Source organism: Nguyenibacter vanlangensis (genome assembly GCF_038719015.1).
Taxonomy (GTDB): domain Bacteria; phylum Pseudomonadota; class Alphaproteobacteria; order Acetobacterales; family Acetobacteraceae; genus Gluconacetobacter; species Gluconacetobacter vanlangensis.
In genome coordinates, this window is record NZ_CP152276.1 from 728,440 (window position 1) to 752,253 (window position 23,814).

At 69.5% G+C, this 23,814-nt stretch carries 20 protein-coding genes; 9 read left to right on the forward strand and 11 right to left on the reverse strand.

Annotated elements, in window-relative coordinates:
- Positions 1–84 precede the first annotated feature (84 nt).
- Entirely contained in the window at positions 85–1,176 is a 1,092-nt protein-coding gene (locus AAC691_RS03405; protein WP_342628950.1) for a hypothetical protein, read from the forward strand.
- Positions 1,177–1,203: 27 nt separating this feature from the next.
- Here the strand turns inward: AAC691_RS03405 and AAC691_RS03410 are convergent, their stop codons facing one another.
- From AAC691_RS03410 to AAC691_RS03445, 8 genes are all read right to left on the reverse strand, one after another.
- The gene (locus AAC691_RS03410) at positions 1,204–1,998 is read right to left on the reverse strand and encodes an ABC transporter ATP-binding protein (protein ID WP_342628951.1); all 795 of its coding nucleotides are present in this window, start codon (positions 1,996–1,998) and stop codon (positions 1,204–1,206) included.
- The gene (locus AAC691_RS03415; protein ID WP_342630129.1) at positions 1,995–3,050 is read right to left on the reverse strand and encodes an iron ABC transporter permease; all 1,056 of its coding nucleotides are present in this window, start codon (positions 3,048–3,050) and stop codon (positions 1,995–1,997) included. Before AAC691_RS03415 ends, AAC691_RS03410 begins: the two co-directional genes overlap by 4 nt.
- Positions 3,051–3,126: 76 nt before the next feature.
- Positions 3,127–4,254: an ABC transporter substrate-binding protein gene (locus AAC691_RS03420; protein WP_342630130.1), complete on the reverse strand. Its 1,128-nt coding sequence runs from the start codon at positions 4,252–4,254 to the stop codon at positions 3,127–3,129.
- A gap of 272 nt (positions 4,255–4,526) precedes the next feature.
- Complete coding sequence (locus AAC691_RS03425; protein WP_342628952.1) at positions 4,527–5,141, reverse strand: Smr/MutS family protein; 615 nt, start codon at positions 5,139–5,141, stop codon at positions 4,527–4,529.
- Between the two features lie 132 nt (positions 5,142–5,273).
- Positions 5,274–6,695, reverse strand: a complete 1,422-nt coding sequence (locus tag AAC691_RS03430; protein WP_342628953.1) for a cytochrome-c peroxidase — start codon at positions 6,693–6,695, stop codon at positions 5,274–5,276.
- Positions 6,696–6,808: 113 nt separating this feature from the next.
- Complete coding sequence (locus AAC691_RS03435) at positions 6,809–7,666, reverse strand: site-specific DNA-methyltransferase (protein ID WP_342628954.1); 858 nt, start codon at positions 7,664–7,666, stop codon at positions 6,809–6,811.
- A 13-nt stretch (positions 7,667–7,679) separates the two neighbouring features.
- Positions 7,680–8,891 (reverse strand): MltA domain-containing protein, encoded by a 1,212-nt coding sequence (locus AAC691_RS03440; protein WP_342628955.1) that lies wholly within the window; start codon positions 8,889–8,891, stop codon positions 7,680–7,682.
- Positions 8,892–8,980: 89 nt separating this feature from the next.
- A complete protein-coding gene (locus AAC691_RS03445) occupies positions 8,981–9,661 on the reverse strand; it encodes a Tim44/TimA family putative adaptor protein (protein ID WP_342630131.1) in 681 nt (226 codons plus the stop codon).
- A 249-nt stretch (positions 9,662–9,910) separates the two neighbouring features.
- Between AAC691_RS03445 and secB the strand changes: the two genes are divergently transcribed.
- Positions 9,911–10,435: a protein-export chaperone SecB gene (gene secB, locus AAC691_RS03450; RefSeq protein ID WP_176641097.1), complete on the forward strand. Its 525-nt coding sequence runs from the start codon at positions 9,911–9,913 to the stop codon at positions 10,433–10,435.
- A gap of 651 nt (positions 10,436–11,086) precedes the next feature.
- Positions 11,087–12,406: an MFS transporter gene (locus tag AAC691_RS03455; RefSeq protein ID WP_342628956.1), complete on the forward strand. Its 1,320-nt coding sequence runs from the start codon at positions 11,087–11,089 to the stop codon at positions 12,404–12,406.
- A gap of 45 nt (positions 12,407–12,451) precedes the next feature.
- Here the strand turns inward: AAC691_RS03455 and AAC691_RS03460 are convergent, their stop codons facing one another.
- Together AAC691_RS03460 and hemC are read right to left on the reverse strand one after the other, a co-directional pair.
- Entirely contained in the window at positions 12,452–13,240 is a 789-nt protein-coding gene (locus tag AAC691_RS03460) for a uroporphyrinogen-III synthase (RefSeq protein ID WP_342628957.1), read from the reverse strand.
- Positions 13,230–14,363 carry a hydroxymethylbilane synthase gene (gene hemC, locus AAC691_RS03465; RefSeq protein ID WP_342628958.1) on the reverse strand — a complete coding sequence of 378 codons (1,134 nt, stop codon included), beginning with the start codon at positions 14,361–14,363 and terminating at the stop codon, positions 13,230–13,232. Before hemC ends, AAC691_RS03460 begins: the two co-directional genes overlap by 11 nt.
- A gap of 85 nt (positions 14,364–14,448) precedes the next feature.
- Between hemC and tsaD the strand changes: the two genes are divergently transcribed.
- Genes tsaD through AAC691_RS03480 form a run of 3 tightly spaced genes read left to right on the forward strand, consistent with a single transcriptional unit; the run spans position 14,449 to position 17,446 of the window.
- Complete coding sequence (gene tsaD / locus AAC691_RS03470; protein WP_342628959.1) at positions 14,449–15,588, forward strand: tRNA (adenosine(37)-N6)-threonylcarbamoyltransferase complex transferase subunit TsaD; 1,140 nt, start codon at positions 14,449–14,451, stop codon at positions 15,586–15,588.
- Positions 15,589–15,598: 10 nt separating this feature from the next.
- Positions 15,599–16,426: a 23S rRNA (adenine(2030)-N(6))-methyltransferase RlmJ gene (locus AAC691_RS03475; protein WP_342628960.1), complete on the forward strand. Its 828-nt coding sequence runs from the start codon at positions 15,599–15,601 to the stop codon at positions 16,424–16,426.
- A gap of 57 nt (positions 16,427–16,483) precedes the next feature.
- Positions 16,484–17,446 (forward strand): NAD(P)H-dependent glycerol-3-phosphate dehydrogenase, encoded by a 963-nt coding sequence (locus tag AAC691_RS03480; RefSeq protein WP_323991204.1) that lies wholly within the window; start codon positions 16,484–16,486, stop codon positions 17,444–17,446.
- A gap of 35 nt (positions 17,447–17,481) precedes the next feature.
- On the opposite strand, the gene AAC691_RS03485 is transcribed toward AAC691_RS03480, so the two are convergent.
- Positions 17,482–18,723, reverse strand: coding sequence for a NupC/NupG family nucleoside CNT transporter (locus AAC691_RS03485; protein ID WP_342628961.1), 1,242 nt, complete (start codon positions 18,721–18,723; stop codon positions 17,482–17,484).
- Between the two features lie 219 nt (positions 18,724–18,942).
- Between AAC691_RS03485 and AAC691_RS03490 the strand changes: the two genes are divergently transcribed.
- From AAC691_RS03490 to mutS, 3 genes are read left to right on the forward strand one after another with little or no spacing between them, the layout of a single operon-like run.
- Entirely contained in the window at positions 18,943–19,428 is a 486-nt protein-coding gene (locus AAC691_RS03490; protein WP_176640489.1) for a glutathione peroxidase, read from the forward strand.
- 41 nt (positions 19,429–19,469) lie between these two features.
- Positions 19,470–21,038 carry a murein biosynthesis integral membrane protein MurJ gene (murJ, locus tag AAC691_RS03495; RefSeq protein ID WP_323991205.1) on the forward strand — a complete coding sequence of 523 codons (1,569 nt, stop codon included), beginning with the start codon at positions 19,470–19,472 and terminating at the stop codon, positions 21,036–21,038.
- 58 nt (positions 21,039–21,096) lie between these two features.
- On the forward strand, positions 21,097–23,772 hold the full coding sequence (gene mutS, locus AAC691_RS03500; RefSeq protein ID WP_342628962.1) for a DNA mismatch repair protein MutS: 2,676 nt from the start codon (positions 21,097–21,099) through the stop codon (positions 23,770–23,772).
- The last annotated feature ends 42 nt before the right edge of the window (positions 23,773–23,814 follow it).

A 23,814-nucleotide genomic window follows, 5' to 3' on the forward strand; every position in this document is an offset into this window, starting at 1 on the left:
GGCACTAGGCATGGAGATGCCGATCTTGCCCCCAATTCGGCCCGTTTTCATTCAGTTTTCCCGATCCGGGCGGGCGTAGAGACGATGCGCCGGCGCCAGTTCCTCGCCACGGCGGGCCTTGCGATGCTCGGGACCATGGGGGCGGCCCGCGCGGCCGGCACGCTGCGGAATATCGCCGAGATCGTGCCCGCCGGCGGGGTGATCGCCGATCCCAGCCTGCTGGTGGCGGGCGGAGCCGAGAGCGAAGCGGGCAAATGGGGCGGCGTGCTGTCCGACGCGCTGGCCCGGGGCCTGGGCCAGCCGGCGCCCCTGCCGCGGCACCTGACCAGCGGCCAGGACGGGGTGACGGGCGCCAACCTGTTCGATACCCAGACCGTACCCGACGGCACCACGGCCCTGCTGGTGCCGGGGGCGGCGCTGACGGCCGCGCTGGCCGGCGACCCGCGGGCGCATTTCGATTTCGGCCGCTGGGTACCGCTGATGATGAGCCTGCTGTCGCCCGTGGTGGTGGGGCGGGTGGAGCTGCATCGCACCCTGCGCGACCTGGTGCGCGATCGTCCGGTGCGGGTGGCGGTGTCGGCCGCCAATTCCGGAATCGCGCTGGCGACGCTGCTGGCGATGAATGTGTTCGGCCTGCGCCCGGTGCCGGTGCCGGGCTTCGGCAGCCGGAACGATGCGCTGGCGGCCCTGGCAGACGGACGGGTGGACGTGGTGCAACTGTCCGACCCGATGCCGCCGCGCGACCAGGCCGCCCTGTTCGATGCGCTGGCCGGCGGCGGCGCGGTGCCGTTGTTCACCCTGTCGGACGCGGTGCCGGTCGCGGCGGGCGGCCATGCGGTGCCGACCATGGCGGCACGCTTCGCCCAGGAGCGGGGCCGCGCGCCGAGCGGGCTGCTGTATGAGGCGTGGAAGGTCGTGGCCGCCGCCGCGTCGCTGGACGTGGCGCTGGTCCTGCCGATGCTGACCCCGCCCGCGCAGGTCGCCGGCTGGCGCCATGCCGTGTCGATGGCGCAGGAGAGCGGCGCCGTGGCGGCCCTGACGGCCGGCAATGGCCGCAAGCTGGTCGCCGGGCCGGATTGCGGGCCCCGCCTGCGCGACATGACCGGCGAGATTTCCGCCGTCCTGACGCTGCGCCGCTGGCTGGCCGTCCATACGCCGGAATGGCGCCTGGGCTGAAGACCCGGCTCGGCCGGCATTCCGCCCTTATTCCACTCCGTCCACCACCACGTGGGGCCGCCCGCGCGAGCAATGTTCGATGCGCGCACGCACGCCATAGACCTGCCGCAGCACCGGAGCGGTGACGACCTGAATCGGCGGGCCGGCGCCTTGGATTTTACCATCGGACAGCATGACCGCGTAATCGGCCTGCTGCAGCGCGATATTCAGGTCATGCAGCACCACGACGGTGACCATGCCGCGCGTGCGCGTTTCCTGGCGGACCATATCCATGACCGAGAACTGGTGATGCAGGTCCAGCGCGCTGAGCGGCTCGTCCAGCAGCAGCACGTCCGGACGGCGCACCAGCGCCTGGGCCAGCCCGACCAGTTGGCGCTGCCCGCCCGACAGCGCGTCCATGTAGCGGAGCGCCAACTGGTCCACGCCCAGGCGGGCCAGGATCTCCAGCGATTCGGTCACCTCGTCGTCCTGCCATCCGCCCGCATGGGGGCCGGCGCGGCGGGCGGCGATGACGGATTCCAGCACCTGCAGATGCACGGGCGGCGGCAGGGCCTGCGGCAGATAGACGCAATGGCGCGCCCGTGCGGCCGGGCGCAGGCGCGACAGGTCGGTCGCGCCCAGCCGGACCTGGGCATCGGTGCGTTCCAGCCCGGCCAGGGCGCGCAGCAGGGTGGACTTGCCGCTGCCGTTGGGGCCGAGCAGGGCCGAAACGCGCCCGGCGGGCAGCGGGCCGAGCGACAGGTCTTGCAGCACCGTCCGCCGGCCATAGCGGACCGTGACATTGCGGGCGCACAGGTCGCCGGCCCGGTCGGGGCCGGTCACGACGCCACCTGCCGCCGCAGCACGATGGCCAGAAAGAAGGGAATGCCCACCAGGGCGGTGACGATGCCCACCGGCACCACCACGCCCGGCAGCACGTTGCGCGCGGCGATCGACGAGAGCGACATGATCAGGCACCCGACCAGGACGCTGCCCGGCAGGTAGAAGCGATGGTCCTCGCCCAGCAGGCGGCGGGCGATATGCGGGGCGATCAGCCCGACGAAGCCGATCGTGCCGACGAAGGAGACGGCCAGGGCCGACAGGACGCTGATGCGCAGCAGGGCGGCGACGCGCAGCCGGCGGACATCGACGCCGAAGCTGGCGGCCCGTTCCTCGCCCATGCGCAGGGCGGTCAGCGCCCATGCCGCGCGGAAGGACAGCGGCAGGATGACCGCGCAGGCGCCCGCCAGGATCGCGAGCTTGCCCCAGTTGGCGCGGGTCAGGCTGCCCATGGTCCAGAAGACCAGGTCCTGCAGCGCGTCCTCGCTGGCCACGAACTGCACCAGCGAGACCAAAGCGTGGAAGGTGAAGACCAGCGCGATGCCGAACAGCACCACCGTGCTGGTCGAGGCATCGCGCAGGCGCGAGACGAGGTCGAGCAGGAAGGCCGAGCCGACGGCGAAGGCGAAGGCGTCGGCCGAGACCACCCAGTCGGCCGGGACGCCCGGGATGCGCCATTGCAGGACGATGGCCAGCGACGCCCCGAACGCGGCGGCGGCCGAGACGCCCAGCGTGAAGGGACTGGCCAGCGGGTTGTTCAGGATCGTCTGCATTTCCGCCCCCGACAGACCGAGCGCGGCGCCGACGCAGACCGCCATCAGCGCATAGGGCAGACGGATCTGCCAGACGATCACGCTCTGCCCCACCGGTCCGTCATGCGGATGCAGCAGGATATGCAGCAGGGTCGCGGGCGGCAGGCCCGCCGGCCCGAGCGCGAAATCCAGCAGCATGGACAGCAGGATCAACCCCGCCAGGACCAGCAGCACCAGCCCCCGCCGGCGCAGCAGCCGGCGATAGGATTGCCGGACCAGCCCCGCCTGCCGCGCGGAGGACATGGCGGCGCCCACGGCCCGGCCAGCGTCCGGGCCGGCGTCCGTATCGGCCAGGGTGGCGTGGTCGGTCATGCCGCGCTCATGGCTTCGCGGTGGCCTGGGGCGTTTCCATGCCTCCAGGCGTTGCCGAGACCCAGTAGGTGCCGCTGTCGGCGACGGGCAGGAAGCGCCGGTAGAGTTCGGCGCGGGTCGCATCCGGGTCCAGGTCGCGGAACAGATCGGGATGGAACCATTTGGCCATGATTTCGACCGCCAGGATGTTGTACGGCGAATCGTAGAACGAATGCCACAGCCCGTAGGCATGGCCGTCCCGGACCGCCGCCAGGGTCGCGATGCCCGGCCGCTGCAGCACCTGCCGGACCGAGGCGCGGGCCGTCGCCGGGTCGATTTCCGCGCCCATGCGCACGCCCGGGCCGCGATAATCGGGCCCCTTGGTGCCGTCCACGAGGTAGAAATCGGGGTTGGCGGCGATCACCTGTTCCAGGTCGATGTCGCCGATATAGCCGGGCAGCAGCGGGGCGGCGATATTGCGGCCGCCCGCCGCATCGATGAAGGCGCCCATATTGCCCTTGCCCGCGGTATGGCAGCAGGATTCGCGGGTGCCGGCCAGCATTTCCAGGAACACGCTGGGGCGCGCCGAATCAGGCAGGGTCGCGAGCCGGGCGCGGATATGGTCGAGATGCGACTGGTAGAAGGCGATGAAATCCTCGGCTTCCCGGCGGCGATCGAGCACCGCGCCCAGGATCCGCATCGATCGGACGGTGTCGCGCAGCGGATCGGCGCGGAAATCCACGAAGACCACCGGGACATGCGCGCTTTGCAGTTGCGCGACCAGCTCGCTGGCCGCGCCGGGGCCGTGGCCGCTGACGGCCAGGACCGCCAGGTCGGGGCGCAGGTCCAGCACCTTCTCGGGACTGACCGTGTCGGCCGTGGTCTTGCCGATCAGCGCGACCTTGGCCGCCGCCGGGAACAACGCCGCATATTTGTCGTAGCTCTGGACGTCGGCCTCGCGGAATTCGCCCTGCCAGCCGACGATGCGATCGAACAGATGGGATTTTTCCAGGGGGGCGAGCGCATAGACCAGCCTGCCCTCCCCCAGGACGATCCGATGCACGTGGGCGGGGATGTCGACCTGCCGGCCCGCCAGGTCGGTGATGGTCTCGGCCCGGGCGTGGCCGCCGATTCCGATCGCGACGCCCCACAGCATCAATGCGGAGGCGGCCAGGCGCCGGATCGTCCGGGGGCGTTGTCCTGTCAAACTGCTTCTCCTGCTAGAGCAGATCCCGTTCAAACGGACTCGTTTGAACGGGTGAAGATGCGCGATAAAATAACAACATAGAGCATTTCCGCTGAACCGGTGTTCAGTGGAAATGCTCTAGATGCGAATTGTTCTTAGCTGCATTGACGGGAGATGAGAAGCATTCGCGAGCGGAATTCGCGCGGGCGCATGGCAGCCATGCCGGCGCTCCCGGCGGTCACTCAGCTTTTCCTGTGTGCGGCGCGGCGCAGCAGGATGCGGACCGATCCCTGGTTGGCGGCATGCGGATGGGTGACGGCCAGGATCAGCGGCCGCAGGTCGGGCCGCCCCAGCCAGAAGGGCAGTTCGCGCCGCAGGACTCCGCCCCGCTGGCCGGAGCCGAGGCCGGTAATGACCTCGACGCAGCGGAGATTGTCCGCCCTGGCCTGGATCAGGAACGCATGCAGCCGGGAAAAGGCCGCCTGCACGTTCTGGCCGTGCAGGTCGAGCGTGCGGGCGGGACGCAGCTTGCCGCTGACCAGGGCACGCCAGCTCGTATCGTCCAGGCCGGGACGGCGGCGGCCGATTTCGATTTCGGCCTGGGTGCGGACCAGCGTGTGGCCGGGCACGCGGGGCCCCGGCATGGCGGCGGCGGGGGACGGAGTTGACGGCTGGGTCGATGATCGGGCCGATGGCCGATCGGGATCGGTTGTCGGAGCGGGCGCCGGAACGGGTGCCGTCCCTGCCCCGCCTTCGGATGGCGGCCGGGGAGATTTGCGCGCAAGCGGCGTGATGTCGCGGACGAAGCTGCTCCAGAGCGCCTGTTCGTCTTCTCTGAGGATCCGCCGGCGGCGCACGACCCTGTCCTCCGCCCGCGTGGGGCGGCCCCGCGCCGCCGCCTTCCTGCGGATCGGAGTGTCTTAGAACAGAAAGCGTCCGGGGAACAGAAAGCGTCCGGGCCGAAGGCCCGAACGCGGTACCGGCCCGTCTTACGGCGTGGCGTTGGCCAGGGTCTTGCCCTGATACGTGCCGGTCAGGGTCTTGAGGAAGGCGACGATGTCGGCGACGTCGTGATCCGACAGGTCGTGATACGGCGTCTGGTAGCGCGCCATGTCCCGCACCGCCTGGTCCAGGGTCTTGACGCTGCCGTCATGGAAATAGGGCGCGGTCAGCGCGATGTTGCGCAGGTTCGGCACCTTGAAGCGTTCCGCGTCGGCATTGGCGTGGGTGACCATGTAGCGGCCGCGATCGGCGTCGGTCAGCTTGCCGCCGCGATCGGTGAAATAGTCGCCCTCCAGGCCCATGGCCTCGTAGGCCTGGCCGCCCAGCGCGACGCCGCTGTGGCAGCCCGAGCAGCCGATGCTCTTGAACAGGGCGTAGCCGTTCTTTTCCTGCGCGCTCAGCGCCTGCTCGTCGCCCTTCAGGTAGCGGTCGAAGCGGCTGTCCGGGGTGATCAGGGTCTTTTCATACTCGGCGATCGCGTCGGTGATCCGCTGCTTGTCGATGCCGTCGGACCCGAACGCCGCCTGGAAGGCGGAGACATAGGTCGGGTCCTGCCGCAGCTTGTCCGCGACGCCGTTCCAGTCATGCGCGCCCATTTCCAGCGGGTTCATCACCGGGCCGGCGGCCTGGTCGGCCAGGGTGGCGGCGCGGCCGTTCCAGAACTGGCTCATGTTGAAGGCCGAATCATAGACCGTCGGCACGTTGATCGGGCCGTGCTGGTTGTTGATGCCCAGGGCGGTGACCCGGCCATCGACGCCGCCATGGTCCAGCGCGTGGCAGCTTGCGCAACTGACGGTGCCGTTGCCGGAAAGCTGCTTGTCGAAGAACAGGCGCTGGCCCAGCGCGACCTTGCCGGCATCGACCGGGATCGTTTCGGGGACCGGCTGCACCGGTTCGGCGGCGAAGCGCGCGGCGACGCCCGGGGTCGCGTAATGGGCACGCCGCTCGGCCGCGATCCAGGACAGCAGCGCGTCACGCTGCGCCTGCGACAGATGGGCGTGCCAGTGCATCAGCAGGTAGAGCGTAGGCGGCATGCGGTTCTGGCGGATCACTTCCTCGATCCGCGACAATTGCTCCTCGGACGGCACGGTGCCGTTCTGGAAGGCGGCCAGCACCGGCTCGATGCGGAAATGGCGCAGGCCCTGGTCCAGATCGCGCTGCATCAACTGGTTCGCCACCGGCACGTGGAAATAGAACGGCAGGTCCGTGCTGCGGGCGTGGCAGTAATCGCACCGGGCCTCGCGAATCGCGGCGAAGGCCGCCGCGGCCGTCGGGTCCTTCAGCGTGGGAGAACTGACCGACAGGGTCGGCGCCGTTTCATGGTCGAAATGAGTCAAGTAACCGATCACGCCGCCATAGGCGGCCACACCCAATGCTGCGACGGATAGTACGATCTTGCGGACCGACACGGCAATTCTCCCCTGATGCGTTGGGGACGGTGTGCCAATCCATCAATTAACTGTCAAAATAATCTTTTCTATCAAAACCATCGAGTGAATCGATGATATTGGGCCGAGCGGCGTCATTTCATCGTGTCGTTCATCATCCGGGCCAGTCGCTCACGCGCTATATTCACATAGTCCGTATCGAGATCGATGCCGATCGCGCGCGCGCCTTCGGCATGGGCGGCGACCAGAGTGGTGCCGGTGCCCATGAACGGGTCGAGCACCACGGCGCCCGGACGGCCGTGCAGGCGGATGCACATGCGCGGCAACTGCACGGGAAACGTGCCCGGATGGTGGAATTTCTGCGCCTTGTCCTGCACGGTTTCATAGGGGATGAACCAGGTGTCCCCCCGGCAGCGCCGGTCCTGTTCGTGCCCGCGGCGCGCGATGTTGGATTTGTCCTTGTAGGGCACGCCGATGTCCAGGCGCCGCAATTCCACCGTCCCGCTGCGGGTCAGGTGAAACAGATGCTCGTGATTGCGATGCAGGTAGCGCGGGCTGTTGACCGGCTTGAAATGGCCGAACGTGTCCTCGTCCACCGAGACGGATTTGATCCAACTGATATGGTTCTGCAGGTGGAAGGTCGCGCGCAGGCGGGTCGCCAGTTCGAAGGGAATCCAGGGTTGCGAGGACGACCCGGCGATATTGAGAAAAAACGACCCGTCGGGGCGCAGGACGCGGTGCAGTTCGGCCGCGATCGCCACCATCCAGTCCAGGTATTGGGTTTCGGTCATCCGGTCGCTGTAGGTCCGGTAGCCCAGCCCGATATTGTAGGGTGGCGACGTCACGACGACATCGACCGATTCGGGGGCCATCCTGCGCAGCACGCGCAGACAATCGCCCCGGTACAGCACATGCGGATCGAGCGCATAGCGCAGCGTGCGCGGCACGGCCGCCGCCTTGGCCTTGGCGCCTGCCTTGCGCGGGGACGTCATGGCTCGGGTTCCTTCAGGGCTGCCGGGTGACGACGGGACGGGGTACGAAGACGACCATCCGGCCATCCTGGCGCATCGCGCCGGCGACCTGCTCGGCCTGGTCGCCCCAGCCCAGGAACAGGTCCGCCCGCCCCGGTCCCTGGATGTCGGTGCCGGTATCCTGCGCGAAGACCAGGCGCCGCCAGCTTGCATTCGCGGGCGCGGGCAGTGTCGTTTCGACCCAGATGGGCGCGCCCAGCGGAATCGCCCGCTGGTCCACCGCCGCGGTCCGGCCGGGCGCCAGCGGCACGCCCATCGCCCCCGGCGCCCCCTGGTCGGGATGGAGATTGTCCAGCATGTCGAAAAACACGTAGTCCGGATTTTCCTCCATCACCGCGCGGGCCCGGTCGGGATGGGCACTGAGCCAGGCGCGAATCGACTGCATGCTGACCGCGTCCTCGTCCATTTCGCCCTGCCGGACCAGCACGCGGCCCAGCGGCACGTAGTCCCGGCCGTTCTTGCCGCCATAGCCCAGGCGGACGACCTGTCCGCTGGGCAGGCGGACACGGCCCGATCCCTGGATCTGCAGGAAGAACAGGTCGGCCGGGTCGGCGACCCACAGCAATTCCAGGTTGCGCCCGGCCAGCGCGCCCGCATCGATCTGCGCGCGCGTCCAGTAGGGCACGAATTTTCCGTTCTCCCAGCGCCCGGTCACCATCCGCCCGTCGGTGGCCCGGGTGCGCACCAGGTCATCGGGCACCCGATAGACCGGGGTCTGGAAGATGCCGCCGCGCGACAGCGCGCCGCGGATCTCGGGTTCATAATAACCGGTGAACAGCGCCGACGGGGCCATGAGCGTCGGCTGGAACCAGGTTTCGAAGAATTGCCGCGCCGCCGGGCCGTCACCCACGGGAAGCGACGCGGCGGCGCGGCAGGACGGCAGCCAGTCGCCGACATGCGTGCCCAACCTGCCGCCCGGGCCGCCACTGGGGGCGTCGCCGGAGCCCTGGTCGCCGGTGCTCAGGCTGGTCCCCGGGCTGCTGGTCCCCAGGCTCGCTTCGACCGGCAGGCGCCCCAGATGGCGGCATTCGGCCAGGAAAGTCGGCAGCGCGGCCGCGGCTTCGTCCGCGCCCCAGCCCTGGAGGTCGGCGAAGGGGACGGGCCGGCCGCCGCCCGGGATGGTGGCGGCGCAGGCGGACAGCAGGGCGATCGCCGCAACAGCGGCTCCCCGCAGGGTCTTGGTCATGAATGGATAGGGCAAGGAAACAGCCAGATTGGGATGATGTGGACTGGAAGGACCTGCCGGGAGACCCCGGACAACAGCCGCCGGACGAATCAGGCGCTGCGGCTGGCGGCCAAGCGCCAGGCCGCGCCGCCGATCGGCACGCCGAGCAGCCGCTCGAACGTCCACAGGTCGGAAAATTCGGTCACGGCATCGGTGCCGGCGACAGGATGGCCGTCCTTGTCCAGGGTCAGGCTGACCTGGTCCGAGACGATGCGCACATCGATCCGGGCATGGGCGGCGCCGTCGCGCGGCTGGATCTCCGCATCGACGATCGACAGGCCGGCGATGGCGCGAACTTCGGATTTCTGGGTCTCGCCCGCCTGCTGGCGCGCGCGGATGGCGGCGTCGAACGCGGCGAAGGCATTCGCGGTCAGGCGATCGCGCAGCATGGCGGTATCGCCGGCGGCGAAGGCCTGCACGATCTGGCGGAACGATGTCTCCACCCCGCGCAGGAACTGCGCCGGCACGAAATCACGTTCCTGCCGGGCGATGGCGGCCAGGACCTGGCCGACCCGGGTTTCCGGCGCGGGCACGTCGTACTCGGCCACCGGGGCGGGCGGTTCGGCGCGGGCGTCGATCACCGGGCCGGGGCGGGGCGCAGCACCAGGTGGGGGCGCGGGTTCGACGCCCACGCGGGTCCCCAGGATACTGCGCAGGCGCAGCGCCAGGAACGCGGCGATCAGGCCGAACAGCACCAGGTCGAACGGAAAATGACTGAACGAGAAATCCATCACCAAGCCCATCAAGAGGCGGTCCGGCCCGGCCGGTCCGCGCCATCCCCCCTTCATCTGCCCCTACACATAAGCAAGCCCCTCCGGCGGCACAATGCGCCAGAGCGGCCAAAGGCGCGCCCAAGGGCGGCCGCATGAATTTCCGGACGGCCGCCCCGGCACGGTTGGCGAACGCCGCGCGGCGTGCTACCGCCGAGGCTCGGTCATCGCCGCCTTTCCGCCCACCTGCCTACAAGAAAGACTTCGTTCATGTCCGACACGACTCAGCCCCCCGCCGACGGCGCCCAGAGCATTCCGCCGGCGCTGCCGCTGACCATTAATGTCCAATATATCAAGGACCTGTCCTTCGAGGTTCCTTCGGGTGCGGAAATCTTCGCGACCTTGCGCGCGAATCCCCAGATCGCCGTGAACATCGACGTGCAGGCGAGCCGCCTGCAGGCCGACCAGCCGATCTTCGAAGTCGTGCTGGCGATCAAGGCCGAGGCGTCGGAAGCGCCGGAGACCGAGGGCGCCGCCCCGGGCCGCACCGTCTTCGTCGCCGAACTGGCCTATGCCGCCGTCGCGACCCTGACCAACGCGCCGGACGAGCTGGTCGAGCCGATCCTGCTGGTGGAAGTGCCGCGCCTGATCTTCCCGTATGTGCGCAACATCATCAGCGAAGTGACCCGCGATGGCGGTTTCCCGCCCGTCGTGCTGCAGCCGATCGATTTCGTGGCGCTGTGGCAGGCCAAGCGGCAGGCCAACAATTTTCCACAGACCGCCGGCAACGCCTGAGCACCTGCCCAGGACCCGGTGCCGAGCCCCGTGCCCGGTTGGAAAGGCCCGCCTCGTGCGGGCCTTTTTGTTTCCGGGGCGGATGGCGGGGCATAAATATTGATATTTTTATATTTGTACAGACAAAACGTGCAATAGTCATCCATTCCGACAATACTTATAAAAATACAATAATAATTTTTCAATAAATTAATATAATCATGTTTATTTATCATGTATTAATATTAAAATATCCATGACTTGCCATGAAATTTTGACGTTTTTTGATATTTTCTCTTCAAACTTTCGTATGTTTTCCATAACATGTCCATGCACACCCCAACAAAGATGGAGAAAAGCAGGAAAGGTAGAGATTTTTGACGTATCGGACTGAGAATCCCTTCGGGATTGCTTTCGATTCGACTGATTTTCCATATATGTTTCGTCACATATGTGTTTTTTACGGGACTTATTATCGCACAGAGCGATTTCGACCAGAACGTCCCGGAAAGAGACTGACGCTTCAGCGCCGTTGGCGCGCATCCCTACATGATGATTCGAAATGCGACATGCCGCGCATGCGATTTCGAACGCAGCTTGCATCGATGCTTCGTAATGAGGCGAAGCCCCTCACCGTTATGTTGGCTGCCTGTTAAAGAGGAGCATCTCCCCTTGACGCAGACAGAAATTCTGCCGCCCCGACCATCGATCGCCGAGCGGATCGGCATCCCGCGCCCGTTGCTATGGGGCTTTGTCGGCCTGCTTCTGTTCATGATCGGCGATGGGGTCGAGGCCGGCTATCTGGCCCCCTATCTTGAAAATCACGGCGTTTCCGCGCGTGCCGTGGCCTTGCTGTTCACCGTCTATGGTGTCGCGGTTTCCATCTCGTCCTGGCTGTCCGGGCCGCTGTCCGACCTTTGGGGACCGAAGCGCGTGATGTGGATCGGCCTTGGGATCTGGGCCGTCTTCGAAGTGCTGTTCCTGCTGCTGGGCGTTTCGACCGGCAGCTATCCGGCCATGCTGGTCGCCTATACGGTGCGCGGCCTGGGCTATCCGCTGTTCGCCTACGGGTTTCTTGTCTGGATCGCGGCCGCCACGCCGCCACGGCAATTGGGCTCCGCGGCAGGCTGGTTCTGGTTCGCCTTCTCCGGCGGATTGCCGACCCTGGGTTCGCTGTTCGCCAGCGTCGCCATTCCGGTGGTCGGCGAAGTGACGACGTTCTGGCTGTCGCTGGGCCTGGTGATCGCGGGCGGGCTGGTCGCGCTGCTGCTGACGCGCGAGCCGCGCGGCGCGGCGCGTCTGGCGGCCCGCGACGTGTCGGTGCGCGGGATCTTCTTCGGATCGATCTCGATCCTGTGGCGCGAGCCCAAGACGTTCGTCGCCATGATCGTGCGCACCATCGACACCGCGTCGGAATATGCGTTTCTGGTGATCATGCCGGCCTTCTTCACCCGGGTCGTGGGCTTCAGCCTGCCCCAGTGGCTGCAATTGCTGTCGATCGTGTTCCTGAGCAATATCCTGTTCAACCTGGCGTCCGGCATGCTGGCCGACCGGCTGGGCCATCGGACGGTCGTATCGATCGCCGGCTGCCTGGGGTCCGCGATCTCGGTGCCCGTGTTCTATTACGTGCCCCTGGCGCATCACGGCAATTTCCTGCTGGCGGCGCTGGCGGGCATCTTCTACGGCGCGACGGTCGCGGCGTTCGTGCCTCTTTCCGGCCTGGTTCCGCAGATCTGCCCGAAGGAGAAGGCGGCCGCCCTGTCGGCGCTGGGCCTGGGCGCGGGCGCCAGCACCTGGGTGGGGCCGGCGATCGTCACCTGGTTCGAGTCCTGGCGTGGGATCGAGGGGATCATCTGGATCTTCTCGGGCCTCTATGCCTTCGCCGGGCTGCTGACGCTGTATCTTTCGATCCCGACGCACGCGCGCGAACATACCCGCCGGGCGCGCGCCCGGGGCGAGGATCTGTACGAAGGCACCGCCGCCTTCCATTGACGCGCCGGTGACGCGCTCCGGCCGGGATCGTCCGGCCGGGCCTTTTCATGGGCCGGGTGGACCGGCGTCGCGCCGAGACGGCGCGGCGACCGGCCCCAGCCGGTCCAGCATCGCCGCCTGGTCGGGCGTCGCGGCGCGTTCGATGGCGCGCCACGGAATGGCATCGAGGATCTGGGCCGTGCCGTCCGAGATCGCGATGGCGCGCACGTCGCGCAGCCCATCGCGCAGGTCCCGCGGCAGGCGGCGCAGGAACTGGCGTGCGGTTTCGGCCGAAAAGAACAGGGCGGCCGCGATCCCGCCATCCTGAAGCAGCGCGCGCAGGGCGGCGGGGGGCGGCATTGCCGGCCGGACGCGGTAGACACGGCGCCGGATGACCCGAAAACCGTTCCGCCGCAGGCGATCCGCAAGCGCGTGCCCGTAGCCCGCGGCGGTCGCCAGCAGCAGCGCGCCGTCGCCGGCATGCCGTGCCGACAGCACCAGGTCGGCCAGCGCGTCGGCCGTGCCGCCGGCCGCCGTGACCCGGGTGAAGCCGGCGTCGCGTGCGCGCCGGGCCGTGGCGGCGCCCACCACAAGCATCGGCAGATCCGGCGGCAGCCGGCCGGCCAGCGCCGCGACCGCCTGGCCGCTGGTGACGAGGACGGCCTGCGCGCCGCGCGCCGCAAGCGGCCCCTGCCCCACCGGTTCGGCCCGCAGGGCCGGCAGGGCCACGGCCCGCCAGCCCAGCGCCGAGACGGCGTCCATGGTTTCGGTCAGGCCCGGTTCGGGCCGGGTAATCAGGACCGCCGGGCGCTGGCCGCCCGGACGAAGGCCGGCGGACGGAGGGTCAGGGGGCAAAGATGTCCGCCGGGCTGTCGGCCCGCAGGCTACGCCCGAGTTCGCGGCCCATTCGTTCGGCGTCGGCGGGGGCGCCGGTCACCACGCGGCGCAGCAGGAACGACCCGTCCTCACGCGCGACCAGGCCGGTCAGGCGCAGGACGGGGTCGTCCCCGTCCTGCGCCGGGATCAGGCGCGCATAGCCGCCGATCGGCGTGCGGCACGAGCCGTCCAGTTCGGCCAGGAGCGCGCGCTCGGCGGTGGCCACGGCGCGGGCTTCGTAATCCTCGATGGCGGCGAGCAGTTCGCGCAGTTCGACGTCGCTTTCGCGGACGGTCACGCCGACGATCCCCTGGCCGGCGGCGGGAACCATGATGTCGGGGTCCAGGACGATGTCGGCGCGGTCTTCCATGCCCAGGCGGCGCAGGCCCGCCAGGGCCAGCAGGGTGGCGTCGCATTGCCGTGCCGCCAGCTTGTCCAGGCGGGTCTGGACATTGCCGCGCAGCAGGCCGAACCGCAGGTCGGGCCGCACATGCAGCATCTGCGCCTGGCGCCGCACCGACGCGCAGCCCACCAGCGCGCCCCGCGGCAGGGCGGCGAAGGGCGCGTCGCCGTCCCTGGTTTCGGCCGCCAGGCCGGGCCCGAGGATCAGCACGTCGCGCGCGTCCTCGCGCCGCAGGGTGCAGGCCAGCACCAGGCCGGGCGGCAGCGTGGTTTCCAGGTCCTTCAGGCTGTGCACCGCGAAATCGACCCGCCCGTCGGCCAGCGCGTCATGGATTTCCTTGGCGAACAGGCCCTTGCCGCCGATTTCGGCCAGGCGGCGATTCTGCACCTGGTCGCCCGTCGTGCTGATCTGGTGCTCCTGGAACGCGCCCATGTCGCGCAGCACCGGACAGAAGCGGGTCAGCACCGTCAGGAAGGCCCGCGTCTGCACCAGCGCCAGCGGCGAGCCCCGGGTGCCGACGCGCAGCGGCAATTGCCGCCGGGCATGGCCCTGCGTCCGGGCCACGCCCTGGCGCTGGCGCGCGGCCGCCTGGGCCGCGATGTCCTGCAACGTGGCGGAGGGCGCGACCGAGGGGGCCGCGGAAGGCGCCGCGGGGGGTTCGGGGGCCGGTTCCGGGGCGGGAGAGCGAGCGAAATCCATGCGACGTGTCTATTACCGCGACGGCGCGAAGGAAAGATGACATAACGCCCGCCCGAGCTGTATTTTACGTGCTGTATTTTACGCAATGACCCTATCGTCCTCCCCTGCCCCCATCCTGGCAATCGAATCGTCGTGCGACGACACGGCCTGCGCCATTCTGGACGCCGACGGCACGGTGCTGGCCGACACCGTGCTGTCGCAGGCCGGCCATGTGCCGTTCGGCGGCGTGGTGCCCGAAATCGCGGCGCGGGCCCATCTGGCGGCGCTGCCGGCCCTGGTGCGCCGCACCCTGGACGATGCCGGGATGCGTGCGACGGATATCGGCGCGGTGGCGGCCAGCACCGGGCCCGGCCTGATCGGCGGACTGATCGTGGGGGCCGGCCTGGCCAAGGGGCTGGCCGTGGCGCTGGACCGGCCCTTCGTCGCCGTGAACCATATCGAGGCGCATGCCCTGACCGCCCGCCTGCCCGGCCTGGTGCCGGGGGGGGCGGCGTTTCCCTATCTGCTGCTGCTGGTCTCGGGCGGGCATTGCCAGTGCATCGCCGTCGAAGGAGTCGGACGCTATCGCAGGCTGGGCGGCACGATCGACGACGCGGCGGGCGAGGCGTTCGACAAGGTGGCGAAGATGCTGGGCCTGGGCTGGCCCGGCGGGCCGGCGGTCGAGGCGCTGGCGCGCGAGGGCGATCCGGCGCCCTGGCCGCTGCCCCGTCCGCTGCTGGGCCGGCCGGGCTGCGATTTTTCGTTCTCGGGGCTGAAGACGGCGGTGGCGCAGAAGCTGGCGCCGTTCGCCGGCGACGCCCTGCCCCGTGCCGCGGCGGCCGGCATCGCCGCCAGTTTCCAGGACGCGGTGGCCGATATCGTCGCCGACCGGGTGGCGCATGCGCTGGAGATGATGCCGCAGGCGACCCTGCTGGTGGCGGCCGGCGGCGTCGCGGCGAACGGGGCGCTGCGCGCGCGGCTGACCGCGCTGGCGGATGCGCATGGCCTGCCCTTCGCCGCGCCGCCGCTGCGCCTGTGCACCGACAATGCCGTCATGGTGGGCTGGGCCGCGATCGAGACGATCCGCGCCTGCCGGGCGCTGGGCCTGCCGGCCGGACAGGATTTGGACCTGCTGCCCCGGCCGCGCTGGCCGCTGGAGCAGATGGCCGAGCGGTTCGCCCCTCTTCATGGGCGTGCCCCGTCTTCATCGATGTGCCCCTCTTCGATGTGCCCCGATTCGATGTGAATCACCGCGCATGAACTACCGTCACGCCTTTCATGCCGGCAATTTCGCCGATTGCATGAAGCATGTCCTGCTGGTGCTGATCCTGCAGGCGCTGGCGCGCAAGCCGGCCGCGTTTTCGGTGCTGGATACCCATGCGGGGATCGGCAGCTACGACCTGACCGGTGATCAGGCCGGGCGCACCGGGGAGTGGCGCGCGGGGATCGGCCGCCTGCTGGAATCGGCCGCGCCGGGCGTGCCCGACGCCTATCTGGACCTGGTGCGCCGGACCGGGGCGCCCGCCGCCTATCCCGGATCGCCGCTGATCGCCGCGATGATGCTGCGCCCGCAGGACAGGCTGGTCTGCTGCGAGCTGCATCCCGAGGACAGTCGCGCGCTGCGCGCCGTCTTTGCCGGCAATCCGCAGGTTTCGGTCCATGCCCGCGACGGCTACCAGGCGCTGGGCGCGCTGCTGCCGCCGCGCGAGGCGAAGCGCGGGCTGGTGCTGATCGACCCGCCGTTCGAGCAGCCGGACGAATTCGCCCGGCTGGCGGCCGGGATCGCAACGGCGCATCGGCGATTCGCCACCGGCATCATCGCGGCATGGTATCCGATCAAGAATCGCGCGCCGGTGCGTGCCTTCCGCGATTCGCTGCGCGATTCGGGGATTCGCGACATCGTGGCGCTGGAACTGACCCTGCGGCCGCCGCTGGATCCGGCGCGGCTGAACGGCAGCGGGCTGGTAGTGGTCAATCCGCCCTATGGCTTTGTCGAACAGGGACTTTCGGCGCTGCGGGCCCTTGCCCACCTGTCCCCGGATGGGACAGGAGAGGCCGGCGCGACGCGGATCGCCCGGGAATAGGCCGGGAAACGGGGTCCAGAAAACGGGGCCCAGAAAACGGGGCAAGGGAGCAGGGTCATGAACGCGACACGCATAGCCGTCATCGGGGCCGGGGCCTGGGGCATCGCGCTGGCCGTCCAGGCCGCGCGGGCCGGCGCGCGGGTCCATCTGTGGGCGCGGCACCCCGAAAGCCTGACGCCCGGGCGTGCCTTGCCGCGCCTGCCGCAGGTCGTGCTGCCCGAATCGATCACCGTGACCGGCGAGATGCCGCGGGAGGCCGACGCGGTGCTGCTGGCCGTGCCGATGCAGCATCTGCGCGCGGTGCTGGCGCACGTGCCGGCGGCGGGGCCGATGATCGCCTGCTGCAAGGGGGTGGAACGCGACACGCTGGCGCTGCCGCTGGAGGTGATCGCCGAACGGTTCCCCGGCCTGCCGCGCGCCGTGCTGTCCGGGCCGAATTTCGCGCACGAGGTGGCGCAGGGCCTGCCGACGGCGGCGGTGCTGGCCGGCGGCGAACTGGCGCCGGCGCGGGACCTGGCGGACCATCTGACGACGCCGGAATTCCGGCTTTACGCCAGTGACGACGCGATCGGCGTGCAGGTCGGCGGGGCGGCGAAGAACGTGATCGCCATCGCCGCCGGCGCGACGATCGGCGCCGGGCTGGGCGAGAATGCCCGGGCGTCGCTGATCACCCGCGGACTGGCCGAGTTGGGGCGGCTGTCGCAGGGCCTGGGGGGCCGGGCCGCGACCCTGTCCGGGCTGGCGGGGGTCGGGGACCTGATCCTGACCTGCACCGGGGCGTCGTCGCGCAATTTCAGCCTGGGCCTGGCGCTGGGACAGGGTGAGAGCCTGGAGACGATCCTGCGCCACCGCACGACGGTGGCCGAGGGGGTGAGCACCGCGCCCGCGATCCTGGCGCTGGCGCGCCGGCACGATATCGCCGTGCCGGTGATCGAGACGGTGTCGCTGCTGCTGGCCGGGGATATCGGCATGGCGGAGGCGCGGGACAGGCTGCTGAGCCGGCCGGTCGGCACGGAATAGGCCGGCACGGAACAGGTCGGCGGGGAACAGGGGGGCTACCCCACGAACATGCCGGCGATCGTGGCGCTGGCGAAGTTGGACAGCGAGCCGGCCAGGACCGCGCGCAGGCCGATCCGGGCGATTTCGGACCGGCGTTCCGGGGCGACGCTGCCGAAGGCGGCGATCAGGATGCCCACCGAGGAGAGGTTGGAAAAGCCGCACAGCGCGAAGGAGGCGATGGCCAGGGTGCGCCCGTCGAGCGTGGCCTGGTGAAACAGTGGCGACAGCGTGACGTAGGCCACGAATTCGTTGAAGATCAGCTTCTGGCCCATGATGGCGCCGACGATGCCGCAGGCATGCCAGGGCACGCCGACCAGCCAGGCCAGCGGGGCGAAGACCACGCCGAAAATACGTTCGAGCGACAGATCGGCCACCCCGAACCAGGTGCCCATTCCATGGGTCAGCCCGTTGGCCAGGGCGATCAGGCCGATGAAGGCGATCAGCATGCTGCCCACCGCCACCGCGACGGCCACGCCGCTGGACGCGCCCACGGCGATGGCCTCGAACATGTTGGCGGGACGTTCGTGGCCGAAATCCAGGTCCAGGCGGGTGATGCGGGTTTCCTCGTCCGAGGGCATGATGATCTTGGCGAAGAGCAGGCCGCCGGGGATCGCCATCACCGAGGCCGCCAGCAGATATTCCATCGGCACGCCCAGGCCGGCATAGCCCGCGAGCACCGAGCCGGCGACCGAGGCCGTGCCGCTGGACATCACCGCGAACAGTTCGCCCCTGGTCAGCAGCGGGACATAGGGCCGGATGGCGACCGGCATCTCGCTCTGTCCCAGGAAGATGGTGGTGACGGCGGAGAAGGATTCGATCGTCGTGGTGCCGAGCGCCGCGCGGACCAGGCCGCCCAGGATTCGGGCCGTGCGCTGCATGACGCCGTAATGGTACAGGATGGCGATCAGCGCCGAGATATAGACGATCTGCGGCAGGATGCGGAACGCGAAGATGAAGCCGTCGTCCGGGAACAGGGTGAGCATGCGCGGATCGACCAGGCCGCCGAACAAAAACCGGATGCCCTCCGCGCCGTAGCCGAGCACCAGGTTGACCCCGTCGGACACGGCATGGAGCGCCCGGCGCCCCGGCGGCACGAACAGGACCAGCCCGCCCAGCGCCACCTGCATCGCCACGGCGGCCAGGACGATCCGGGGCCGGATGTTCCGGCGGTCGGTCGAAAACAGGATTGCCAGGCCGATCAGGCAGGCCAGTCCCAGGATACCGCGCAGAACCGCCATGCCGCCCCACCAATTGCAGAATGGCAACGACACTGTCCGCGCGGGCGGGCGCTGTCCAGACGGGACGGGGCAGGAAAGCGCGCGAATGGCCCGCCGCCGTGATAAATTACGCTATTTTATTGTTATATCGGGTATCTTCGCGCGATTGGCTCTTCGACGCGGGGGCGATCTGCTCTACTGTTTCCGTTCGGATAGAGTGCAACGGACAGAATCGGTTCCATGACCAGCGTCTATGATTTCACCCTGCCCGCCCTGGAGGGCGGCTCCATCAATCTGGGGGCCTTGCGGGGCAAGCCGCTGCTGATCGTCAATACCGCGTCGAAATGCGGCTTTACCCCGCAATATGAGGGGCTGCAGGCCATCTGGTCGTTCTATCGCGGCAGCGATCTGACGGTCATCGGCGTGCCGTCGAACGATTTCGGCGACCAGGAGCCCGGCAGCGACGCGGAGATCGCGACCTTCTGCAGCCGCAATTACAGCGTGACCTTTCCGATGGCCGCCCGCAGCCACGTGCGCGGCGACCAGACGCTGCCGCTGTTCCGCTGGCTGACGCAGGAGGGCGGATTTCTGTCCCGGCCGCGCTGGAATTTCTATAAATACCTGGTCGGGCGCGACGGCAGGCTGGCAAACTGGTTCGTCAGCCTGACATCGCCCGAATCCCGCCGCATGCGCCTGGCCATAGAACGGGCGATCCTGGACCACTGATCCGGCGGATTCCCGATGCGGAGCAAAAGGAGGTCCGGCGCGTGCTGAAGGGTTTTCTGACCGTCGGAGGCTGGACGATGCTCAGCCGCGTGCTGGGGCTGGTGCGCGACCAGCTTCTGGCCGCGTTCCTGGGCGCCGGACCGGTGCAGGACGCCTATCAGGTCGCGTTCCGCCTGCCGAACATGTTTCGCCGCCTGTTCGGCGAGGGGGCATTGAACGCGGCCTTCGTCCCGCTGTTTTCCGCCACCCTGACGACCGACGGCGAGGAGCATGCCCGCCGCTTCGCCAGCGAGACATTGAGCGTGCTGCTGGCCTGGCTGACGGTGATCGCGCTGCTGGGCGAAATCTTCATGCCGGTGGTGCTGCGGATCATCGCCCCGGGCTTCAGCCATGCCGGCAGCCGCTATGGGCTGGCGGTGAATTTGAGCCGTATCACCTTCCCCTACCTGGTGCTGATCTGCGGCGCGGCGCTGGTGTCGGGGGTGCTGAACGGGCTGCATCGCTTCGGGGTGGCGGCGGCGGCCTACGTCACCTTCAACATCGTGGGCATCGCCGCGATCTTCGTCCTGACGCCGCTGACCGGCGACGTGGCGCGCGCCGCCGCCTGGGGCATCACCGCGTCGGGCGTGGTGCAACTGGCCCTGCTGCTGGAGGCCGCGCGGCGCGCGGGGTTTCGGCTGTACCTGCCCGTCCCGCATCTGACCGCGCGCATCCGCACCCTGATCGGCCGCATGGCCATCGGGTGCCTGGGCAGCGGGATCACCCAGATAAACCTGCTGGTCGACACCATGATCGGCACCCTGCTGCCCGAAGGCAGCGTGTCGCTGATGTATTTCGCCGACCGGGTGAACCAGTTGCCGCTGGGCGTGCTGGGGGCCGCTGCGGGCACGACCCTTCTGCCGGTGCTCAGCCGCCATGTCTCGGCCCAGGACAGCGACAATGCGCACCTGACGCAGAACCGGGCGATCGAATATGCGCTGATCCTGACCGTGCCGTCGGCGCTGGCGCTGATGGTGCTGGCCCGGCCGGTCATGGCCACCCTGTTCGGCCATGGGGCGTTCAGTCCGCGCGACGCCATGCTGTCAGCGCAGTCGCTGCGGGCCTATGCGCTGGGACTGCCGGCCTTCGTGCTGATCAAGGTCCTCTCGCCCGGGTTCTTCGCGCGCGGCGACACCGCCACGCCGGTGCGGATCGGCCTGGCGACGCTGCTGCTGAATTTCGTGCTGAACCTGGTGCTGATGCGGCCGCTGGCCCATGTCGGGCCGCCGCTGGCCAGCAGCCTGGCGGCGATGGTCAATGTCGCGCTGCTGGGCGGGGTGCTGCACCGGCGCGGGGCGCTGCGCCTGGGGGCGGGCACGCTGTCGCGGGTCGGACGCATGGTCCTGGCGGCGCTGGGCATGGTGGTGGTGCTGGTGATGCTGGACCTGACGGTGCTGGGCCCGCTGGCGGTGCGGCCCAATCCGCTGCGCGTTCCGGCGATGGGGGTGCTGGTTCTGGCCGGCATGCTGGCCTACGGCGCCGGGCTGCAGCTTCTGGGTGTCGCGGAATTGCGCACGGTCGGGGCGATGGTGCGCGCGCGTCTGGCGCGCCGGCGGGGCCGCCCGGCATGAGCGACCGGCGCCGATTCGCGGCTGGCGCATCGCAGCCCGCGCCTGTACACAGGCGGGCATGACGCTTCCTTCGCCAGACGGCGCCACGCCCGCGATGGCGCAGTGGTTTTCACTGAAGGCCGAACATCCCGAAGCCCTGCTGTTCTTTCGCATGGGCGATTTCTACGAACTGTTCTTCTCGGACGCCGAGTCGGCGGCCGGGGCGCTGGACATCGCGCTGACGGCGCGGGGCACGCATGGCGACATGCCGATCCCGATGTGCGGGGTGCCGGTGGGCGCGGCGCCGTCCTATCTGGCGCGGCTGATTCGGCGCGGCTTCCGCGTGGCGGTGGCCGAGCAGACCGAACCGCCGCGCAAGCCCGGCAAGGGCGGCCCGAAGGGGCCGCTGGCGCGCGCCGTGGTCCGGCTTGTGACCCCCGGCACCCTGACCGAGGACGAGTTGCTGGAGGCCGGGCGGCAGAACCTGCTGGTCGCCGTGGCCCCGCGCGCCGGGCGGGGCGCCGCGTCGCATGGTTGGGGCGTGGCGTGGATTGATATTTCCACCGGTACGTTCGAGACCGCCTCGATCGGCGGCGAGCGGCTGGTGGACCTGCTGGGGCGGCTGGACCCGGCCGAAATCCTGGCGGCGGGCGAGATCGAGCTGGGCGATTTCGCGTCCCGCAGGGCGCCCGCGACCGTTACCCCGCAGGCGGCGACAGCCCGCAAGCGGGTGGCCGAGACCTTCCAGGCCGCCAGCCTGGATGCGTTCGGCACGTTTTCCGACGAGGAAGCCGTCGCGGCCGCCATGGCGCTGGATTATATCCGGCGCAGCCAGGCCGGGCGGATGCCGCGCCTGTCGCGCCCGCATCCGCACGAGGATGGCGGCATATTGGGCCTGGACCCCGCGACCCGGGCCAGCCTGGACCTGCTGCGCACCCGCGAGGGCGGCAGCGAGCATACTTTGCTGGCCAGCGTCGGCCGCACGGTGACGGCACCGGGCAGCCGCTTGCTGGCCGAATGGATCGCCGCCCCCCTGACGCGGGGCGCAGCGATCGCCGCCCGGCAGGATGGCTGGTGCTGGCTGGTGCAGGAAGGCGGCGTGCGCGCGGCGCTGCGCCAGGCGCTGCGTGGCGCCCCGGACATCGCGCGCGCGCTGGGCCGGCTGTCGCTGGGCCGCGGCCTGCCGCGCGACGCGGCATCGGTGCGCGACGGGCTGGCCATCGCGCGGCGGATCGCCCGGGCGCTGGCCGACGGACGCACCGCACCGCCGACGCTGGTCGCGGATGCGGCGTCGCATCTGGGCGAAGCCACGGCGCTGGAAGCCCGGCTGAACCAGGCGCTGGCCGAGGATCTGCCCGCGCGGCTGGAGGATGGGGGCGTGATCGCCCCGGGCTTCGACGGCGAACTGGACGCCGAGCGCGCCCTGCGCGACGACAGCCGGCGGATCATCGCCGGGCTGCAGAACGATTATGCCCAGAAATTCGGACTGGCCAGCCTGAAGATCCGGCATCACGCGCAGTTGGGCTATGTCATCGAGATCCCGGCGGCGGCGGCCGGACGCCTGCGCGAACGCAGCGACCTGATCCTGCGCCAGGGCACGGCCAGCGCCGCGCGTTTTTCGACCGACGAACTGGTCGGCCTGGACCGCCGCATCGCCGAGGCCGCCGAGCGGGCCGCGGCGCGCGAACGGTTGATCTTCGCGGCCCTGGTGCGCGAGATCCTGGACGATCCAGGGCCGCCGGCGATCGCGGGCGCGCTGGCGCGGCTGGACGTGCTGCAATCCTGCGCCGACCTGGCGGCGGGCGGGCTGTGGTGCCGGCCCGAGGTCACGGACGACGATGCCTTTACCCTGACCGCCTGCCGCCATCCGGTGGTCGAGGCCGCCCTGCCGCGCAGCGAGCGTTTCACGCCCAACGATTGCGTGCTGGAACCGGCGCAGCGCGTCATGCTGCTGACCGGGCCGAACATGGCCGGCAAATCGACCTTCCTGCGCCAGACGGCGCTGGCGGTCATCCTGGCGCAGGCGGGGCTGCCGGTGCCGGCCAAGGCGGCGCGCATCGGGGTCGTCGACCGCCTGTTCTCGCGCGTCGGCGCGTCGGACGACCTGGCGCGCGGCCGCTCGACCTTCATGGTCGAGATGACCGAGACCGCCGCCATCCTGAACCAGGCGGGCCCGCGTTCGCTGGTCGTGGTGGACGAGATCGGGCGCGGCACGGCGACCCTGGACGGGCTGGCCATCGCCTGGTCGGTGCTGGAAGCCATGCATTCGACATTGCGCTGCCGCTCGATTTTCGCAACGCACTTCCATGAACTGGCCGAGCTGGCCGAGAGCCTGCCGCGCCTGTCGCCGCATACGATGAGCGTACGGGAATGGAAGGGCCAGGTCGTGTTCCAGCACGAGGTCGTGCCCGGCAGCGCGCGCCGTAGCTGGGGCGTGCATGTCGCAAGGCTGGCCGGCGTGCCGGAACCCGTGGTCCGCCGCGCGGCCCGCCTGCTGGCCGGGCTGGAGAAGGACCGCGCGGTGGGGGCGCGGCCGCTGCCGCTGTTCAGCGCCGGTGAAGCCAGGGCAAACGACGTCGGAGCGAAAGAGGCCGGGGCGAAAGACGTCGAGACAACCCAATCCGGGCCGGACGACGCCGGGCTGCCCGACGCGGTGCGGGACATGCTGGATCGCATGAACCCCGACGAGCTGACGCCGCGTACCGCGCTGGACATGGTCTATGCGCTCAAGAAACTGATGCTTGAAGAATCCTGACTTCTGGACCACGGATAGAGGAAAGCCGGATTATAATCCGAC

Coding starts and splice junctions, on each gene's coding strand:
- AAC691_RS03405 (WP_342628950.1), top strand. CDS start 85: ATGCGCCGGCGCCAGTTCCTCGCCACGGCGGGCCTTGCGATGCTCGGG.
- tsaD (WP_342628959.1), top strand. CDS start 14,449: ATGACCCTATCGTCCTCCCCTGCCCCCATCCTGGCAATCGAATCGTCG.
- AAC691_RS03490 (WP_176640489.1), top strand. CDS start 18,943: ATGACCAGCGTCTATGATTTCACCCTGCCCGCCCTGGAGGGCGGCTCC.
- AAC691_RS03420 (WP_342630130.1), bottom strand. CDS start 4,254: ATGCTGTGGGGCGTCGCGATCGGAATCGGCGGCCACGCCCGGGCCGAG.
- secB (WP_176641097.1), top strand. CDS start 9,911: ATGTCCGACACGACTCAGCCCCCCGCCGACGGCGCCCAGAGCATTCCG.
- AAC691_RS03475 (WP_342628960.1), top strand. CDS start 15,599: ATGAACTACCGTCACGCCTTTCATGCCGGCAATTTCGCCGATTGCATG.
- AAC691_RS03480 (WP_323991204.1), top strand. CDS start 16,484: ATGAACGCGACACGCATAGCCGTCATCGGGGCCGGGGCCTGGGGCATC.
- AAC691_RS03445 (WP_342630131.1), bottom strand. CDS start 9,661: ATGGATTTCTCGTTCAGTCATTTTCCGTTCGACCTGGTGCTGTTCGGC.
- hemC (WP_342628958.1), bottom strand. CDS start 14,363: ATGGATTTCGCTCGCTCTCCCGCCCCGGAACCGGCCCCCGAACCCCCC.
- AAC691_RS03440 (WP_342628955.1), bottom strand. CDS start 8,891: ATGACCAAGACCCTGCGGGGAGCCGCTGTTGCGGCGATCGCCCTGCTG.
- AAC691_RS03485 (WP_342628961.1), bottom strand. CDS start 18,723: ATGGCGGTTCTGCGCGGTATCCTGGGACTGGCCTGCCTGATCGGCCTG.
- mutS (WP_342628962.1), top strand. CDS start 21,097: ATGACGCTTCCTTCGCCAGACGGCGCCACGCCCGCGATGGCGCAGTGG.
- AAC691_RS03435 (WP_342628954.1), bottom strand. CDS start 7,666: ATGACGTCCCCGCGCAAGGCAGGCGCCAAGGCCAAGGCGGCGGCCGTG.
- AAC691_RS03415 (WP_342630129.1), bottom strand. CDS start 3,050: ATGTCCTCCGCGCGGCAGGCGGGGCTGGTCCGGCAATCCTATCGCCGG.